This window comes from Leptospira levettii, assembly GCF_002812085.1.
Lineage (GTDB): Bacteria > Spirochaetota > Leptospiria > Leptospirales > Leptospiraceae > Leptospira_A > Leptospira_A levettii.
On record NZ_NPDM01000001.1, the window covers coordinates 710683 to 729632 of the forward strand.

General features: G+C 34.1%; 18 protein-coding genes. 10 read left to right on the forward strand and 8 right to left on the reverse strand.

Annotated elements, in window-relative coordinates:
* Positions 1-51: 51 nt before the first annotated feature.
* Complete coding sequence (locus tag CH354_RS03230; protein WP_243395943.1) at positions 52-1407, reverse strand: beta-propeller fold lactonase family protein; 1356 nt, start codon at positions 1405-1407, stop codon at positions 52-54.
* Between the two features lie 242 nt (positions 1408-1649).
* Here CH354_RS03230 and CH354_RS03235 point away from each other — a divergent pair, with 242 nt between their 5' ends.
* Positions 1650-2186 carry a DUF4256 domain-containing protein gene (locus CH354_RS03235; RefSeq protein ID WP_100726025.1) on the forward strand — a complete coding sequence of 179 codons (537 nt, stop codon included), beginning with the start codon at positions 1650-1652 and terminating at the stop codon, positions 2184-2186.
* On the opposite strand, the gene CH354_RS03240 is transcribed toward CH354_RS03235, so the two are convergent.
* From CH354_RS03240 to CH354_RS03260, 4 genes are all read right to left on the reverse strand, one after another.
* The gene (locus tag CH354_RS03240) at positions 2176-4914 is read right to left on the reverse strand and encodes a CHASE domain-containing protein (RefSeq protein ID WP_100766364.1); all 2739 of its coding nucleotides are present in this window, start codon (positions 4912-4914) and stop codon (positions 2176-2178) included. The two genes, CH354_RS03235 and CH354_RS03240, sit on opposite strands and share 11 nt — an antisense overlap.
* A 513-nt stretch (positions 4915-5427) precedes the next feature.
* The gene (creD, locus tag CH354_RS03250) at positions 5428-6759 is read right to left on the reverse strand and encodes a cell envelope integrity protein CreD (RefSeq protein ID WP_100726022.1); all 1332 of its coding nucleotides are present in this window, start codon (positions 6757-6759) and stop codon (positions 5428-5430) included.
* A gap of 78 nt (positions 6760-6837) precedes the next feature.
* A complete protein-coding gene (creC, locus tag CH354_RS03255; RefSeq protein WP_100726021.1) occupies positions 6838-8274 on the reverse strand; it encodes a two-component system sensor histidine kinase CreC in 1437 nt (478 codons plus the stop codon).
* A 4-nt stretch (positions 8275-8278) separates the two neighbouring features.
* Positions 8279-8956, reverse strand: coding sequence for a response regulator (locus CH354_RS03260; protein WP_100766278.1), 678 nt, complete (start codon positions 8954-8956; stop codon positions 8279-8281).
* A gap of 265 nt (positions 8957-9221) precedes the next feature.
* On the opposite strand from CH354_RS03260, the gene CH354_RS03265 reads away from it, so the two are divergent.
* Positions 9222-9653: a hypothetical protein gene (locus tag CH354_RS03265; protein WP_100726019.1), complete on the forward strand. Its 432-nt coding sequence runs from the start codon at positions 9222-9224 to the stop codon at positions 9651-9653.
* Between the two features lie 9 nt (positions 9654-9662).
* On the opposite strand, the gene CH354_RS03270 is transcribed toward CH354_RS03265, so the two are convergent.
* Both CH354_RS03270 and CH354_RS03275 read right to left on the reverse strand, forming a co-directional pair.
* On the reverse strand, positions 9663-10538 hold the full coding sequence (locus tag CH354_RS03270; RefSeq protein WP_207762646.1) for a DUF4349 domain-containing protein: 876 nt from the start codon (positions 10536-10538) through the stop codon (positions 9663-9665).
* A gap of 118 nt (positions 10539-10656) precedes the next feature.
* Positions 10657-11913, reverse strand: coding sequence for a U32 family peptidase C-terminal domain-containing protein (locus CH354_RS03275; protein WP_100726018.1), 1257 nt, complete (start codon positions 11911-11913; stop codon positions 10657-10659).
* A 200-nt stretch (positions 11914-12113) separates the two neighbouring features.
* On the opposite strand from CH354_RS03275, the gene CH354_RS03280 reads away from it, so the two are divergent.
* From CH354_RS03280 to CH354_RS03300, 5 genes are read left to right on the forward strand one after another with little or no spacing between them, the layout of a single operon-like run.
* Positions 12114-12539: a hypothetical protein gene (locus tag CH354_RS03280; RefSeq protein ID WP_243395944.1), complete on the forward strand. Its 426-nt coding sequence runs from the start codon at positions 12114-12116 to the stop codon at positions 12537-12539.
* 47 nt (positions 12540-12586) lie between these two features.
* Positions 12587-13984 carry an OmpP1/FadL family transporter gene (locus CH354_RS03285; RefSeq protein WP_100726016.1) on the forward strand — a complete coding sequence of 466 codons (1398 nt, stop codon included), beginning with the start codon at positions 12587-12589 and terminating at the stop codon, positions 13982-13984.
* Positions 13985-13994: 10 nt separating this feature from the next.
* Positions 13995-14477 (forward strand): hypothetical protein, encoded by a 483-nt coding sequence (locus tag CH354_RS03290; protein WP_100726015.1) that lies wholly within the window; start codon positions 13995-13997, stop codon positions 14475-14477.
* A 16-nt stretch (positions 14478-14493) separates the two neighbouring features.
* Positions 14494-14913, forward strand: a complete 420-nt coding sequence (locus tag CH354_RS03295) for a hypothetical protein (protein WP_100726014.1) — start codon at positions 14494-14496, stop codon at positions 14911-14913.
* A gap of 3 nt (positions 14914-14916) precedes the next feature.
* Positions 14917-15327, forward strand: coding sequence for a heme-copper oxidase family protein (locus CH354_RS03300; RefSeq protein WP_100726013.1), 411 nt, complete (start codon positions 14917-14919; stop codon positions 15325-15327).
* 6 nt (positions 15328-15333) lie between these two features.
* On the opposite strand, the gene CH354_RS03305 is transcribed toward CH354_RS03300, so the two are convergent.
* The gene (locus CH354_RS03305) at positions 15334-15771 is read right to left on the reverse strand and encodes a bacteriohemerythrin (RefSeq protein ID WP_100726012.1); all 438 of its coding nucleotides are present in this window, start codon (positions 15769-15771) and stop codon (positions 15334-15336) included.
* Between the two features lie 194 nt (positions 15772-15965).
* Here CH354_RS03305 and CH354_RS03310 point away from each other — a divergent pair, with 194 nt between their 5' ends.
* The 3 genes from CH354_RS03310 (at position 15966) to nosZ (ending at position 18947) form a co-directional block, all read left to right on the forward strand.
* Positions 15966-16529, forward strand: coding sequence for a fasciclin domain-containing protein (locus CH354_RS03310; RefSeq protein WP_243395945.1), 564 nt, complete (start codon positions 15966-15968; stop codon positions 16527-16529).
* Positions 16530-16611: 82 nt separating this feature from the next.
* Positions 16612-17019 (forward strand): c-type cytochrome, encoded by a 408-nt coding sequence (locus tag CH354_RS03315; RefSeq protein WP_100726415.1) that lies wholly within the window; start codon positions 16612-16614, stop codon positions 17017-17019.
* 8 nt (positions 17020-17027) lie between these two features.
* Positions 17028-18947, forward strand: a complete 1920-nt coding sequence (gene nosZ / locus CH354_RS03320; protein WP_100726010.1) for a Sec-dependent nitrous-oxide reductase — start codon at positions 17028-17030, stop codon at positions 18945-18947.
* Positions 18948-18950 lie beyond the last annotated feature (3 nt).

The following is an 18950-nucleotide window of genomic DNA, read 5'->3' on the forward strand; positions in this document are numbered from 1 at the left end:
AAAATTCTGAAGTGAGTAAGTTTTAGAATTTCTACGAAAAAATTTTCGTTTCTATAAAAAAGTCAAATTCCATTGAGCACTACCTGGATTTACAGTCCCAACTAGTGTGAGCTCACCAGTGGATTCATTGATATTTAAATGTTTAATATTTCCGCTGTTGTCAGCAACATACGCATACCGACCTGCTGGTTCAATGATGATAAACCGTAAACTACTTCCAACAAATCCAGTTAAAGTTTGGAATAATGATATTCTACCATTATTTGGATCAACAGAATAACCTGAGATTGAAAAATTATTGATATCTACAGTATAATAAAATCGACCATTCGGATGAAAGGCAGAACCATTGATTGTCTTTGAGTGTAAGACAGAATCCACAAAACTCAAGTTACCTGATATGCTATCAAACCTTAAAATTGTGATTGAAGGAAAGGAACCTACATACAAATAAATTCCATTGGGATGAGTGGCAATGCTCCCTGACCCATCATTGGCAAATGTTGGACTGGTTCCAACCAAAGTTAAATTTCCATCGTTATAGTTAATTCGATAGGATACAACTTCCGTTAGGTTTTGACTGAGATAAAAAATAAAATTTCCATTCCGCGAGATTTGGATTTGCGAATGCCCAATAGAAGTAGAAAAGGAATTAATAAATGTTAGAGTACCATCCCCATTTATAGAAAAGGCTCTAATTGATTGTGTACCTTCTGATGCAAGATACACATACTTACCATTAGGAGTCACTACTAAATTGCGAGGATTGGCACCAGCGATTGTATTACCATTTGCTGTTAATGCCCCTGTGCTTTGGTTGATGAGAAAATGCGATATGTTCCCACTCCCAAAATCTCCAGTGAACAAATACTTTCCACCTGGATCTGTCACAATTCCATTTGGGTCACTTCCTGGAAGGACGGAAGCTGTACCATTCGATGTTAAAACACCGCTGACCTCATCCATCGTTAAGTGACCAACACTATCGATAAAATTAAGAGTCGTATAGACATATCCAGAATAGACGGAAACGGCACTCACGGCACTCGCCCTTCCATCAAGAGTCGAGGCAATGATTGAAACTTTACCATTCGAAATCCCTTGCACAAGACCAGTTTGATCAACTGTTGCTACTGAAACATCACTACTAGACCATTGAAAACTTGTACTAGTATTTTGACCGAAAACAAAGTATTGAGCCGATAACTGTAAGGTTTGGCCTTTTTTGATACCGGCCCAATTTCGATTGAGTTCGACATAATAATTTTGATTCGCAAGGAATAACCAAAAGAGGAGAGAATCTCGAGAATCATTGTTTTTCTCGGAACATAACACCTGTTGTACAATGGGATTGAGAAGACAGGCATTCAAACTCAACATAGTTAAAAATAGTAAAATAAATTTCAAAACTAATCCCTATTTATTGTACAAAAAATATTATATTCAACACTTTCAACAAACATACATAAAACGGATTTTTTTTTGTCATTCCAAATTCGAATGGGTGGCTAAAAATTGGAGATGCCCTAACAGACAGATGGTGTTTTATGGTTGCATAAATGTTAAAAAAGAATCAAACTACTATCAAGTTTCAATGATCTTATCTATTGTTGGTAATGTATCATACAAAAGCTTTTGAATTGACCTATATGAACCAAGATGAACTCCTCCACATTTTAAAAGAAAGATTTGAAAGTTTCCCAAACCGTCACAAGGGAATTCAATGGAATTGGATTGAAGAAAAATTAAAAAATCATCCAGACAAAGTAACTGTGCTTAAGCGAATGGAAGAATCTGGTGGCGAACCAGACATTGTCTTTTACGATAAAAAAAATAAACTCATTACCTTCTTTGATTGTTCACAAGAATCACCAGAAGGCAGAAGGAGTTGTTGTTATGACAACGATGCTCTCCAATCTAGAAAAATGAACAAACCTAAAAACAATGCCATTGATTTTGCAAACAAAATTGGTGCAAAATTGTTAAATGAAGAACAATATCGATACTTACAATCTCTTGGAGAATTTGACAAAAAAACATCCAGTTGGATCGAAACTCCGAACCAGATCAGAAAGTTAGGTGGTGCACTCTTTTGTGATTATCGATATGGAACAGTTTTTGTTTATCATAATGGAGCAGATTCCTATTATGCTGTCAGAGGTTTTAGATGTTCAATTACATTTTAGAATCAATTGATTTTGAAAATATTTTATAAATCGAATTAAGTAACTCAGATAGAATAATTGGTTTTTTGACACAATCATCCATTCCATTTTCTAAGTACTCTTGTATCTGAGAATCCATGTTATTGGCAGTTAATGCAATAATTGGTATACGTTGGTATTCATCTTTACGATTTCTGATACGTTTGGTAGTTTCCAATCCATCCAGTTCTGGCATTTGAACATCCATAAGTATTAAATCATATTTTTTACTCTCATCAACAAGAGACGCATCTAAAAGTTGAATCGTTTCTATGCCATTTGAAGCAATCGTTACGTGAACTTTTTCCTTCTCTAAAACCTTTCTAACAAATTTCTGATTCAGGAGATTATCTTCTGCAACAAGCACGTTTATATTTTTTAAATTAAAGGTCTCAGGTGATTCAATTCGCGGGATGAATTGTTTAGGAACAGATACCTGGTGGAATGGAATCGTAAACTTAAAGGTAGATCCAATATTCAAAATACTATCAACTTTGATTTCTCCACCCATCAAATTCACTAATTGTTTTGAAATGTATAAACCTAAACCAGCTCCCTCAAATCGTTTTGTTCTAGCATCTTCCAATTGGACAAATCGATCAAATAATCTTTTAATATTCTCATCTGAAATTCCTATCCCCGTATCGTGAACACAAAATTCAATAAACTTTCGACTTGGATCTAATTTTACTGCTAATGTGATAATTCCACTCGGCGTAAATTTCAATGAATTACTAATCAAATTGTTTAATACTTGCCTCAATCGATTTTCATCGACCAATATATGTAAGTTAGTATCTTCAATTGTAAAATCCAAATTAAATTTTAGATTTTTTTCAATCACATCAGATTGAAACAACAACTGTATGTCTCGACAAAGTTTATATACATTTGTTTCAGTTGGGATAATTTCTAATTTATGGTTTTCTAATTTGGATACATCCAAGATATCATTGATGATCGTTAGAAGCGATAAAACAGACTTTTTAGCATTGTCCAAATAATCCTTTTGCTCAAGATCCACATTGGTTTCTTCTAACAATGTTAACATCCCCAAAACCCCATTCATAGGGGTGCGAATCTCATGACTCATGTTTGCAAGAAACTCTGACTTTACTCGGTTTGCTTTTTGCAATTCGAAAGTTCTTTTTTCAACAATTTCTTGGATGCTCTTTTCTTTTCCAAGAATGATGAGCATTAGTATTCCAAGAAGTCCCGTTAACAAGGAAGAAATAATGAGTATAAATCGAGAAGCGTTTGTTAAGTTTTTTTCAAAATATTCTTTTGTAGCAACAATTCTAAATGTCAGAAGATGGCTTCCAATCTTCATTCTATGACTATGAGAAAAATCAGAGAATATTTTTTCCTGTGAAGCAATACAATTACGATTATATACTTCATTAGTATTTTCATCATCACTTTCCAATATTTGCACACAAAGATTATTTTGATCACTTCCAATTAATGATTTTTTAATAATTGTAATGATTTTAATAACGGCAGTTGCAAATCCATATTCACCATCATTTCTATTCAAAGGATAAAATACTAACAAACCAGTATTATCTGATCCCTTTTGGATTAAATTTACTTTTCCAGTCATTTCCAATCGATTTGTTTCCATTGCGTTTAGTAAGGCTTTTTTTCGAATTGGATTTGAGAAAACATCATACCCTACTGCAGATTCGTTGCCAAGAATAGGATAAATATATCGTATAAAAATATATTTCTCTTTGGTTTGTGAAATTTTGGATTCATTTCCTTCCTTATAATTAATTCCTATTGAACTAGGATAATCGATCTTTAACCTCGATTCGTATTCAATACGTTTTGCATTCGGTATTAAAACATTCCAAGATAAAGCAGAAACACTTTCTGTTTCATCCAATATAGATTTTGCATAAGTATCAAAATCTTTTTTAGTCATGTTTTTTTGTAGGCTAATAAAAGAACCTAATGACTTTACAACACGTAAATTTTCCAAAATACGGTTTTCGATTTCTGAAGATATGATTTGTCCATCAGACTTAATTCTGTACTGGATAAATTCTTTTTCCCAATCTCTTGTTACAAAAAAAATTGTAAGTGTAAGAAGAAATGTTCCCATCGTTGCGGAAGTAAAAAGAACTAAACGCATTCCGGTTTCTTCTTTTAATAACCATTTGTATGTCAAAATGAGAATGGGAGTAAATATGATGATTCCAATTGAATCACCTAACCACCACGTAAACCATGTTTGAAATAAAAAATCTTTGTAAATGATACCGAAAGACAATAATGAAATGCTACCAATCAGGGAAGACACAATCGCTGCGGATGGACCAGCTAAAACAAAAAAAGATAATAGATCCCTTACCGAAAAAATATTCAATTTTGAATCTGAATATTTCTTAAGTAAATATCCACCAAACAATGCTGAGATGGAATTACCAATCGAGATAAAAATATTTTGAGGATTGTTTGTGATCGTTTTGAACCAGTTGAAATCTGGATCAAAAAAATGTGTGTTAGTAAAATAAGCTGCTAAAAAAAGCGCAAACCAAATTCGATTACCAAAGATTAATATAAAACCAAGAGCAAATCCTGCAGGTGGCCAAACGGGAGTGCTGTAACCATCAATCGAAGATAGGTATAAACTTAGTTTTCCAGAAGCGAAATAAACTACAAAAACAAATAAAAATGCACCTATTTTCCGAAAAAAATAACTCATCCTATCATCTAAAGAGTGCATACTCTTATAGAGACGAGTAAAAAATTAAGAATCTATACCAATTCAAAACGTGAAGGCGAAATTTTAATCAATTTTGAGTTTTTAGCGACATATAGAATTGAAATCACAAAAAATGTTCAAGAATCAGACAGATCCATCTTCTGCGAGTATTCTTATTTTTTCTAATATTTGCCTCCAGTTTTACTCTGAATGTTTTTGTTGTTCTTCTGAAAAAAATCCTGTTTGGCAAAGAGATAAAATGACACCTTCTTTTTTTTCCACCAAATTCATTGTAATGACGGAATAGCTTTCTGGTATGTTTGGCATTCCCGAGAAACTTGAAAAATAGGAATACTTAAATTCTTTTTGAAACTCTAAATTTAAAATTGTTCCATGGAGTTTTGGATTGTAAAAACACCTCAATAAATGATAGGACAAAGTCCAGAAAAGTACCTAGAATCATTAAAATGAACTCTGTAGCAAATTTGAAATTCACTACAGAGTATATTTGATCTATTTGTTTTCTATATTCATTCCGAATTCATACCAATTTACCTTTCTGGTAAAATGCATTACAAGTGCCAATATCATAAAGAGTGTGATTGATCCGAGTAACAACGCTTGGTCTTCTGATGCTAATATGATATACAAAAATGAATATAAAAAGAGATAATAAATTCCTGTCATAATCCCTTTTTTCTTATTCTTTAACGCATGGATTGCATAATAACTAATTAAAAAAGTCACTGAGAGAGACGAAATCATGTAGGAAACTAAATATCCAATATGTTCAGATAAGGATAAGTTGAGAACATAAAAGATAACCATAGCACATCCAATTAACACATATTGAATTGGATGTAATAAAATTCCACCAAACACTTCCATGAGAAAAAATAGTGTAAAACTCGTAACTATAAAAAGTAATCCATACTTTACTGAACGTTCTAATTTTAGATAGTGATCAACCGGAATCAATAAACTCACTCCAAATGCAGAATTATGAATTGAGTTAAGAATCGAATCGTCCAATGAATGAATCACTTGTGGAAATGAACGTGAAAAATAAGATGTTTCCCAAAGAGAACGAAAACCACCATCAAAAATCTCTCTATCAACTGGTAAAATATTTCCATTGAAAGAAGGATCTCTCCAATTAGATTCCATCATCATTTTTGTTTTTTTTCCAATCGGAATGATTGAAAAAGTATCTGATCCTTTTAAGGAAACATCCATAGTAAAAACAGAATTTCCTTCATTCTCCTCTAATTGAATGGGAAGGCTCATTCCCGAAGGAAAAAAATTTGATTTTGTACCTGGTGTAAATGTTTTTTCTTTGCCATTCCAAGTTAATTTTAGATCACCACCTAAACCTTTTAAGTCGGTTACTGAAACAATAACTCTGATATCATCCCAATAAATGTATGTTGTATCTAATGGAAAATCTGTTATTTTTACGGGTGCAAACTTTCCCTTTGCATTAATTTTACTTGTGTAGAGTGGAATATGATAAATTCCTCTTTTTCTTTCTTCTGTTACCATCCCTACTTGGTATGAAAGATCTTCTGGAAGAAAATATGCATACTCTGTGATATAATCCCATTTTTCTTTGGATTGTGCATTCCCTGACTTTGGAATTCTTATGTTATACGGAATAACTAAAATTGGTCCAAGGAATGTTTGGTTTTGACTCCACTTTTCTCCTACTTCAGAAACTGCATCTAGTCTAGATTGATTTCTCTCTTCAATTAAGGAACCAACCATAGAAAGGGGAATGATAAATAATATGATCATCACACCGAGGATCATAAGACGTAAATTGATAGACGAAATTAGTTTGCTCATACAAAACTCCTACAGATTTACTGTAACTGAAACTAGTGAGCAAATTATGATGGCAATGTGAGGATTGTGTGAGCATTACTATTTTTGGAACAAAATGCTCACTTCCACTCCCTTCGGAGACCTATTTTGTATCTTCAATTCTGCTTTGTGAAAATCTAAAATTTCTTTTACGATACTTAATCCAAGACCAGAACTTTTTCTCTGGCCAATTGGTCTAGGTAAGGAAAAAAATTTATCTGTAACTTTTGTTAATGCAAATTCAGGTATCAATTGCCCCTGGTCAGAAATGATTAATTTTGTTTGAAGATTGGAAGTAGATTCTAAATGTATGGTAATCAAATCATTTTGATTTGCAAAATCGATAGAATTTCGAATTATATTTTCTATGGCCATCCGTAGGTAGTTTTGATTTCCTTTGATCATAACTGAAACTTCTGGAAATATTTTTTTAAGTGATAAAGATTTTCTTTCTAATTCAATTTCAAAACGAAACAATATTTCATTTAAAAAAGAAACCAAATCAATCGTATCATTTAATTCGATTGAATTTTTACCTTCCAATGAAGATAATTCCAATAACTGATCGATAAGATTTTGGATCCGTTTCGCCTCCGAATCAATTGTTTTTGTTAGGCGATCCATCTCATTTGGATGAGACTGTATTAGTTCTACTGCCGCAAGTATCGAAGACAAAGGACTTTTCACTTCATGAGTTAAAGTTTGCACATATGACTCTACATATTTTTTTCCTTCCAACTCAACTACCAATTGATCTACTTCTTTTCCCAACTCGTTTAGTTCCTTCATCCCTAATTTTGGGAACGGATTTTTCTCCTTATTACGTAAGGCCGTAATATATTGAGACAAACGTAAAATCGGGCGAAAACTAATATAAGCAAGTAAACTAAATACAATGGCAATGGACGAGGCGACGAGTAATGAGATTCGCCAAAATTTATGTTTTGCTTCTTCGATGAATGGAATGACACCTATTTTCGGTTTGATGACTGTTAATACACCAATAATCTGATTCTGAAAACGAATGGGAGAGGCAATGAACAATGCTCCTTCTTTTTCTGTTTCGATCATTTTACTGGATCTAACTCCATATTTTCCTTTTAAAGTTAAATAAACATCATTGTATTTGGAATAGTCAAGGCCCTCACGATAACTCTCAGAATCAAAAATCACGATTCCATATGCATCAGTAATGTATATTTGAAGATCTGCATTTGTTTTTAATAATGAATAAATTTTTGCTTCAAAACTGCGATTACGCACATTTTGAAATGGTTTTCTAAATAATGATTCAACTAAAGATTTAAGATGGAACCTTTCATTTGGATTTGAATTGATTCGTTCTTCAACAATTGCAGAAAGAACATGAGTTGTGTCGTTTAATGATTCCTCGATAGTTTCCATATATCGAGGACGAATTGATTCTTCGGTTTTATCGATTAAGTAATAAAAACCGATTGATAAGATAAAAAAAAACTGATGATAATTCGTAACCAAAGATTCATATGGTTTCCTTTAATTCGTATCCTTGACCTCTTCTCGTTTCGATTGGATCAAAATTGGGATCTAATTCTTTAAATCTAGCTCTAATATTTTTAATCACAGTATCCACTGCACGATCAAAACTATCTTCAGGTTCTGTCCAAACAATGTCCATAATTTCTTCTCTAGTAAAAATCCTTCCAGGCCACTTAAAAAATAATTCCATCGTTTTGTATTCGTAAGGTGATAAATTCAACGAATTTCCATTGTAATAAACTAGTTTTTTATCTAAAGAGATCCTAATTTTTTGATTGGATATTTGTTCACTAGACACGGGATTTTGTGTTCGTCTAAGGATAGCTCTAATCCTTGCCAATAGTTCTCTCGGACTAAATGGTTTTACAATATAATCATCAGCTCCAATTTCCAATCCAAGTACCTTATCAATTTCGGAGTTTCGTGCTGTTAAAAATATCACTGGGATTTGGTATTTTTGACGTATCAATTTTAGAACTTCAAATCCATTTAAGTCAGGCAAACCAATGTCTAAGATCACAATTGAGATATCAGCTGTCACCATTTTGAGTCCTTCTGATCCTGTGGACGCAATTGTTAGTTTAAATCCTTCAGACTCTAAAGTAATTTGAATGGTTTCTTGTATACCTGGTTCATCTTCGATGAGTAAAATTTTGACCATAAAAAAGTAAATGAGTTCCCTTTCGAATGAATAGAAACACGCAAACCATAGTGGAACACGATTCTGGGGAAATGCAATCAGTATTCACAGACGAAAAACTATGTGATGATTAAAACCAAATCACCTCCTTTCTTAAAGGAAACATAAAACAATCAAACTTGATTTTCTGAATCGGGAAGATTGGTTATTTATTTGAATTACGTTCTCTAATTGAATCCATAAAATCTAGATTGACATACCAAATAATCAGGCTACAAACCAAGTTATGAAAAAATCTACGATCCTATTCTTATTTCTTCTGATCCCAACCATTGTTTTTGCCAATGCTGAGAAAAAGGCAAAAGAGATGTGTGAATGTCTGAAAAATGCAAAAACTTCGCAAAATGAAGCGGATAAAAAATCTTGTTTAGAATTAAGAGAAAAACATGTCAAAGCCTTAAAAAAAGGCTCAAAACAACATAAAGGTTATTTAAATTCCCTAAATTCCTGCGAACAAGAATTAGCTGGTCTTCCGCAGGCAAATCCAAATTTGACTACAGAAGAAAAAACTAAAATCGTTTGTGATTGTATGAAAAATGCCACCAAACAAAATCGCATGGGATGTTTTAAATTACAGAGTGATTATGCAAAAACCATCTCTGATTTAGATGAAAAAAAAGCATTTAACATCAATTCACAATCCTGTGGAACTGAATGAAATGTTTGGTTAATCCTTTTTTCTGATCCAATTCAGTACTTTCCTTGCCGGAAGGTACAATAAACCAATCAATAAAAAAGCTGGGATCATCCAAACAAGAACATATGTGAGTTCTAAAAACAAATTCAAAATCCCTACGAATGCATTTTGGTATTGGGGTACGATAATTTTGTCAGCAGGTGTGGGGATGCTAAAGCTGACATTTAAGGTAGCCCATTTTACCTTATCATTAATTTTCCAGATTTGAAGTTCTGTTTGGTCGATCTCATTTTCACTCTCCGTAATTGTTTCTTCAATTGCAGACCAATTCCTTGAATTACCGGTTGTTTGGTGATTGGCAGATACCCTTCTTTGGTAACGAATTTTTTCTCGGTTGGTTTTAATTTTCTCCCAAACCATTCCCTCGGTGTGATCAACCGTGCTTATATTTTCACTTAGTAATGTGCCATATGTATCTAATTCCAATAATGCATCGTATAGTTTGTCAGAACGAATGTGCATTTTCACATTCATATAAGGTGATTCCGAATTCATTGCAGAACTATTTTCAATGAACCCATACTTACTCACGAATAACAAAAAATCTTTCCTGGTTTTGATTAAATCTTTTGTTTGATACGTTAAATCCACTTGGAATTCCAATAAACGATCTTGGTTATTTTGAATCGGAAGGAAAACAGGCCCTATCGTAGTTTCCTTCATCTGCGGAGTGGAATCGGAACTTTCTTCCAAAGAAGGAGAACTCGGAGCAACTTTTTTTTCAGCAGACGCACTCGCAATTTTTCTATCTTCCGATGTTACGGACACACTTTCCTCTTGTGCATTTCCACAGCTCCAGAAGAGGAATAAAATAAGAAGGTAAATTGGTAATTTTATTTTTTTCACAACAAATCCTAATCAAAACAATCTAATTATCATTAACAACCAATAGGCAATTCATTCTCAACAAGAATGGAATGATCCTGTTAGAAGACGATTGGTGCTCCTATTGATACTGATGATCTTAAGAGATTCGTTTGGTTAAAAAAGATTGTTTTGCGATTGAAAAAGGTACTGTAATTTCAGCAAATCCAATTCCTCCACTCACTACATTTACTAAGTTGTTTTTGTAATAAATTTCATTGACAACAAATGAATCAACATCCAGAGAACGTGGATTAATCACTTCTAAAACATCTCCCATTTCAATTTTATTTTTCACTTCAATGATGACTCTTTGGTTTTTCTGTTGGTATTCCTTGACAAGTCCTACGTAATGATGAGTTTTTTGTAGACTTGTTCCGAACTCATTGTTTTGAAAATTTTGTTCTTCGACAGGTATTTGGTCTTCCATACCTCTTGTTAAAAAACCTGAAAAATACTTTCTGGAAGAAAGTTTATCCAATTCTTCCAACCATTTCCGATCAAAACTCTCTCCACGTTTGATTCCATCTAATGTTTTTCGATAACTTCTGGCAACCATACCAACATAAAAATCATTTTTGGTTCTTCCTTCTACTTTAAGTGAATCGACTCCTGCATCACATAACTCTTGTAAAAACTCAATGGCACGAAGATCCTTGGAATTCATTAAAAATGTTCCATCCTCATCAGTTATCAGTTCCATTGGTTCATCATTTTGTTTTGGATTTGTAACATACACTTTATATAAATCACGACATGCATTATTACAAGATCCTTGGTTTGCATCTCGATTTTTAAAATAATTGCTCATAAAACACCTTCCGCTATGAGCAATACAGATTGAACCATGAACAAAAACTTCGATCTCCATATCAGGTACTTTATCTTTTATCTCTTTAATTTCAGGAATTGATACCTCTCTAGACAATATGACTCTTTTGGCACCATATGATTTCCAAAATTCGACTGCAGCATAGTTCATAGTATTTGTTTGTACTGAGATATGAATCTCTAATTCAGGGTATGCATTTTTGGTAATATGAATCAATCCAGGATCCGCCATGATCAAAGCATCTGGTTTTAAACTTGCCATTTGTTCTAAATACTTATGATAAGAACCAAGTTTGGAGTTACGAGGTATGTTATTAACTGTAAAATAAATTTTTTTCTTTAGGTTTCTTGCGATTGTGACTGCTGTATGTAAATCCTCCATTGAGAATTCATTCTCTCTGGCACGTAATGAATAACGTGGTACTCCACAATAAACTGCGTCTGCTCCATACAAATAAGCAATGTTTAACTTATCTAAGTTTCCAGCAGGTAATAAAAGTTCTGGAATGTTTCTAAATGATTTCATATACATTTTCCATTCGAAAAAGTAATTCCATCTATAAAAGGAAAATATGATTCCACCTACTTAGAGTGTTTCTAAAATAAAAAATAGAAAGACAAAAGATTCTCGTACATAAACTTGAAACTACGATGTGGACTTATTTGTTTTGTTTAATTTTACATATCCTTTCGGCAATGGTCTGGGTTGGAGGAATGATCTTCTATGTGATAGTAGTAATGCCTGTCATTCGAAACCAAAAATTAAAAGATCAGAAGTTAACCTTACTCCAATTAACTGCCATTCAATTTCGAAAAATTTCCTACACCCTATTTTTTATTTTGATCACCTCTGGTTTCGGAATATTATTTAGCAAAGTTTTATTAAGAGAGGACAATCTCTTTACTTTTTTTACATCTTCGATTGGTTTTATGTTTAGCCTTAAGATTGGATTGTTTGGAATCTTATTCATCTCATCTTTGTACCATGATTTTGTTTCTGGCCCAAAAACATTTTCCTATTTAGAATCTGATCCCGTTCAGTATGAACGATACCGAAGGATGTCTGGTTTTTTTGGCCGTTTCAATTTATTACTCTCCTTATTCATTGCAATTTTAGGAATCCTTGCTTCAAGAGGGGTCTCCTTCTTTTAGAAGAAATTCCTCTTGACACTTATGGTCTGGAAAATCGACTCAAATCAATGATTCCGAGTCGCAATTTTAAGTTTATATTGATTCTAATCTGGATTGGGACAATTCCAGATATGTCCTCCCCAATAGAAGCTTTCCAAGGGATCATGCAACCAGCGTTTGGTGCAAGGCAAGCGGGAATGGGTGGGGCATTCCAAGCTGTAGGTGGATCCGTAATGGATTTAGAGTCAAATCCGTCTCACCTTGCAAGAGTACAACGAACAAAATGGGAATTGGGTTCCTCTTTCCATTTTCCAACAATTGAATATAACGATAGTTATATCGATCAAAATCCTTTAAAATCATACCAAAACAGAATTGTAGAAAGCCCAAGAGCCGTTTTACCTTATCTAGGGATCATCAAACCAATCACTGAAAACATAAGTATCGGTTTTGCATTGTATGCACAAGGAGGTGGAGGTGGTCATTTTAAAGATATCAAACGATTCACTCCAGATGGTCGTACACTCAATGATACATTTAATACGGTAATTCCAGTCATTGGAGAAAAAAATTCAGCAGTAGAAGACTTAACCTTTCGCTTCATGACCGTCAAATCAACATTTGGTGTTGGAATTAAAAAGGGTAATTTTGCATTCGGTCTTGGACTCGATTTTGTTTATGGATTTATGCAATTAAAACGAACCTATCAAGATGAAACAAGAAGTCTTACAATTCCTGGTGGTATCAGATACCAAAGTGATTCAGCTTTTACCCTTGGAGGTAAAATTGGATTTTCTTATGATATAGCTGAAAACATAAGAATCGCCTACTCATATACTTCACGAAATGTATTACCATTAGATGGAACCATGCATGTAGATTCTTATATGCCAGAACGATCCTTTGGCACAAGAGTATCTCGTTATATGATTTGGCCAGATAAACATGTAGCGGGAATCTCTTATCATAATGACCGATGGATTATCGACATGGACATTAAATATATCCCATGGTCTGAAAGTTTTAATTCTAGCAAATTTCGATTAGAAGATGTTTGGGTGAGAACTCCGATCGGGGTAGAAACAAATGCATTTCAATTTAATTTAAATTGGAGAAATCAAACGATTCTCGCATTGGGAACAGAATACAAATGGAATGAAAAATACAAAACACGAATGGGCTATAGTTACGGAAATAATATTATCCCAGCAAGTGGTGTGAGCCCAATGTTAGGCGCGAGTATAGAACATCATTTGTCGATAGGTGGAAGTATCACATGGAATGAAACTTCATTTCATATTGCTTGCGAATATGGATTCCCTAAAAAAACGGTTGGAGGTAAAACTTCTGACTGGACGTTATCACACTCTATATTTTCTACTTCTGAAATACATCCCATACAATATTCGTATCAAAAATCGATGAGTGTCTTTAGCATTTATTTAGGACTAGAACAATACATTTAAAGGAAAGTTTATGAAACATCTACATTTAGCAAAAGTTGCAATTTTATTATGGTTATTCACTATGATAACCATAGGTTATTTTTTTTACTTTGGTAATACTACAAAGTCTCTTGATACAAGGACTGCAATTCGTTTAACGCCTGCTGAACGACAGCTTGTTCTGACTGAAATGAGAGCCTTATTGGAAGCACTCAATGGTATGTTGGCTGGTCTTGGAGAGAAAGATTATGAAAAAGCAGCAAAGTCTGCAGACGCAGTTGGTATGGGACTTGTGACAAGTTTAGAACACCAAGAAAAAACGATTTTGTTAAAACTTCCTGTTTCCTTCAAAAAATTAGGTTTTGGCACTCATGAAAAATTTGATGAAATCGCTTCAAAGATTCGCAAAAAAGAAGAGATTCATACTCTCTTGAAAGAAATGGATGAACTAACAAAAAACTGTGTCGCTTGTCACGCTGGTTATAAAATCGAATTAGAAACAGAAGCTAAATAATTCCCAATATAGACACATGCCAAAAATATCTAGGTACTTTATCAAATCAGGGATGTTATTTTTGTTGTTTGGTGTTGTGATCTATACCTTGAGCGAATTTCCTGAATTACAAATCAATGTATCACTTCTAGCAGTTTATTGGCATATGATTGCCATTGGGTGGATCACTCAAATCATCATGGGAGTCTCACTTTGGATGTTTCCAAAAGGAAAAAACTCCATCTCTAAAAATGGATCCATTTTATCTTGGATTTCATTTGTTTCCTTAAATCTCGGACTTTTGTTTCGATTTTGTTCGGAACCATTTATCAATGGGAATTCAGAAATTGTCAAGATACCATTTTTACTTTCGATCATTTTACAAGTTTTGGGTATCTTATGTTTTATCTTAGAGATATGGCCAAGAATTACACCTATGAATAGGAAACCTTCTTAAGTTATGTTCCCAATTCAATCGGTTTGGCTATTGAGAAGTTCATTAGTTTATTTTCTATTTGGTACCTTACTAGGTGCACTTCTCATGACTCAGAAAATTTTTTTATGGGATCATTCTCTTTGGTTTTTATTGCCTATACATTATTCCCTAATGGTTTGGGGATTTTTCATTCAATTCATTATGGGAACTGCCTATTGGATGTTTCCCAAACATTTATCAGATTCACCAAGAGGTTCTCAATTTCAAGCGTGGTTTCTGTTTTATTCTTATAATATTGGTTTCGTTTTTTTTCTTGTGATTAAGATAACTCAATTGCCAAACAATTTTGAACGAGTCGCCAAAATACTCATTTGTTTAGCAATTGTAATGTTTATCAAATTAATGTGGGCAAGATCTATTTCTTACAATTCTTAATAAAAATTATAAAACTAATTTGATAAAAGGTTTATAATTCATATCCTCTTTTAAAATATGATTAGTTAACCAGAGTCTCAAAAATTGAATCAAATCGCTAAAGAATTGGTTCAATTCGACATCATTTGTTACTAAATTACCAGTTGTTAATCTTTTTTTGAGTTCCAATATTTTATCAGTAAAACGATCATGTTGTTTTTTGTGAGCTTCCAATTCTGGGTATTGGTTCAACTCCATCACTCGTTCTTCAATCAAAAAATGACTAATGGTATAGTCTTCTAATTCTGAAACTGCATCAATCAGTAACTTTGAATGATTCGATAAATGAGTTTTGTTTTCCTCATATATGGTTTCAATTTGATTGATGAGTCGAAACAGTTTTTTATGTTGAGAGTCAATCTCTGAAATATTGGTCTCATATTTAACATCCCAATTTGCGATCATAACTACCTCTTACTTTCCATTTTTTCCTCACACCCTTAGAAACAAGGTTTAAATCCTTAAAACCTCCCAATTCAACTAGACCATCGATTGATAAATATCAACCAATTCTTCCCTCTTCCGCTTGATCCAGATCAATGTATTTCATCTGAGACTGGTATTGAATGATACTAGATTTAAAAATTGGGCGGAAACAAATGAAAAACAGATTCTCACATATAACAATGATTACGATCCTCCTCAGTTTTGCTCTTGTTGGCACAAACTGTGGAAAGGGTGACGATGCAGATACCGGAAAAGGAATCTCTGCTGTATCTGATGATAAGTCACAACAGGATGTTCTGAAAATTGCGATTGGATCAAAAGACCATACCACACTCGTTGCAGCCGTCCAAGCGGCAGGTCTTGTTGATTCACTAGCAAACCAAGGACCTTTTACAGTCTTTGCACCAACAAATGATGCTTTTGCAAAATTACCAGCTGGAACAGTCGATGATCTTCTGAAACCAAGCCAAAAGGATACGTTAAAAAATATTTTAGAGTATCATGTGGTAGTTGGAAACCTAACAGATGCTATCCTAAAGTCTGAATTCACTGGAAAAGATGATGAACTTGGAATGGCAAATGGCGCACACACCAAAGTAACCGTTAAAAATGGAAAAACACTAATCAATGGCGCAACCATCATTGCTTCCATACCTGCAGCAAATGGAATCATCCATGTTGTGGATACAGTGTTACTTCCACCAGAAAAAAAATAAGTCACTATCAATGAAAGGAGCAGTAACAATGAATCGATACAAATCAAAAGAAGGATCCATTCGATTAAAAATCGGAATCACAATGGGTCTTTTATCGTTTTTAACAATTTTCGCTTGTGGAGGTGAGAAAACAGAAGAAACACCTGCATCTAACGCTGGTTCAAAGGGTATTGGGCCCGTGTCTTCAGTCACAATTGGTGCATTAGATCAATCAATGGCTGATAGAGGGAAAAAACAATTTGAAGCAAAGTGTTCAGCATGTCATAAATTTGAAGAAAAGGTAGTTGGTCCGGCTCTTCAAGATGTTACACTACGCAGAACTCCTGAATGGATCATGAATATGATTCTCAACCCAATGGAGATGACCCAAAAAGATCCAATTGGACAAGAGTTACTTGCTGAACACCTCGTACAAATGACATTCCAAAATGTGAAAGAGGAAGAAGCGAGAGAGATACTCGAATACTTCCGTAAAATGGATTTAAAATAGGTAACCATATGTTAAAAAAATCAAACATAATCGTTGTTACACTAGGAATTGCCCTTTTTATTTTTTTACCAAATTGTAAAAAGGGTGCTGCAACAGCCACATTGGCATCTGACGCGGCATCTAGAGTGTACGTAGCTCCAGGAGAAAAGGATGAAGTATATGCCTTTTTATCTGGTGGATTTAGTGGCCAGATGTCTGTGTATGGAATTCCATCCGCTAGACTTTTCAAAATCATTCCCGTGTTCTCTGTATTTCCAGAAAATGGTTACGGTTTTGACGAAGAAACTAAAGACATGTTAAAAACAACTCATGGATATGTTCCTTGGGATGATAGCCATCACGTTGAAGCTTCGATGACAGATGGAAAACAAGATGGACGTTGGATGTTCTTAAACGCAAACAACACTCCAAGGCTTGCAAGGATTGATCTAAAGTCTTTTGAAACAAAAGAAATTTTGGAAATTCCAAACACTGCTGGTAACCACGCGTCTCCTTTTGCGACTGAAAACACCGAATACTTGATGGCAGCAACACGGTTTTCTGTTCCAGTTCCACAAAGTAATGTTTCTATAGATAGTTTTTCCAAAGGTGGGTTCAAAGGAACTGTCACTATGGTAAAAGTTGACAAAAACTCAGGAAGACTATCTATCGAATTACAAGTATTAGTTCCTGGTTTCAACTATGATCTATCCCATTGTGGGAAAAAGAAATCTCATGACTGGTGTTTTTTCAGTAGTTATAACTCTGAACAAGCACACAAAATGTTAGAAGTTGGTGCTTCGAAAAAAGATAAAGATTTTATCTTAGCATTCAACTGGGTTCGCGCAAAAGAATGTAAAGACCAAGGTAAAGCCTATAATTTTGGTGGAGAATACGTTAACAACTTTAAAGATGAAAACAAACCTGCCGTCTCAACAAAGTTAAGTGGCGTCAAAATGTTAAATCCAAAGGATTGTCCAGGTATGATGTACTACATGCCTACTCCAAAAAGTCCACATGGAACCGATGTTGACTCAACTGGAGAATACATTGTTGGTGGAGGTAAATTGGCTTCTGTAATCCCAGTTCACTCATTCAGTAAAATGATGGAAGTGAAGGATAAAAAAGAACATCACTCCACTGAAATTGAAGGTATTCCAGTTCTTAAGTATGAATCAACACTTGCTGGAGAAGTACAAAAACCTTGTCTTGGACCACTTCATACAGAATTTGATGGCCAAGGTTATGCATATACTTCTTGTTTTGTGAGCTCAGAAGTTGTGAAATGGAAACTCGGAACATGGGAAGTAGTCCAACACTTACCAGCTTATTATAGCGTTGGTCACTTATCAATTGTTGGAGGAAGTTCTACTGAACCTTACGGTAAATATCTAATTGCGATGAACAAAATCACAAAAGATCGTTATTTGCCAGTAGGTATGGAGTTACCACAGAGTGCACAACTTTATGATATCTCTTCTGGAAAAGCAGAGTTACTCTCCGATTTTCCAACTGTGGGAGAACCACATTATTCACAAATGATTCCAGCAAAACTCATCATGGATAAAACTGCGAAGTTATTTCCATTGGAAGAGAATAAACACCCTTATGCGACAAAAAGTGAAAATGATGCAAAGATTGTAAAACTAGGTAACACTACACACATTTACATGACTGCCATCAGATCTCACTTCAAACCAGATATCATTGAAGCAAGAACTGGAGAAACATTGTATTTCCATGTTACTAACCTAGAACAAGACTATGATATCCCTCATGGTTTCGCAATTGGTGGTGCACCTAACATGACTAACTTACTAATCATGCCAGGTGAAACAAGAACCTTCAAATGGGTAGCTCCTAAACCAGGAATTTATCCTTTCTATTGCACTGATTTTTGTTCTGCTCTACACCAAGAGATGCAACAATACATCCGTGTAAGTCCGTGATCA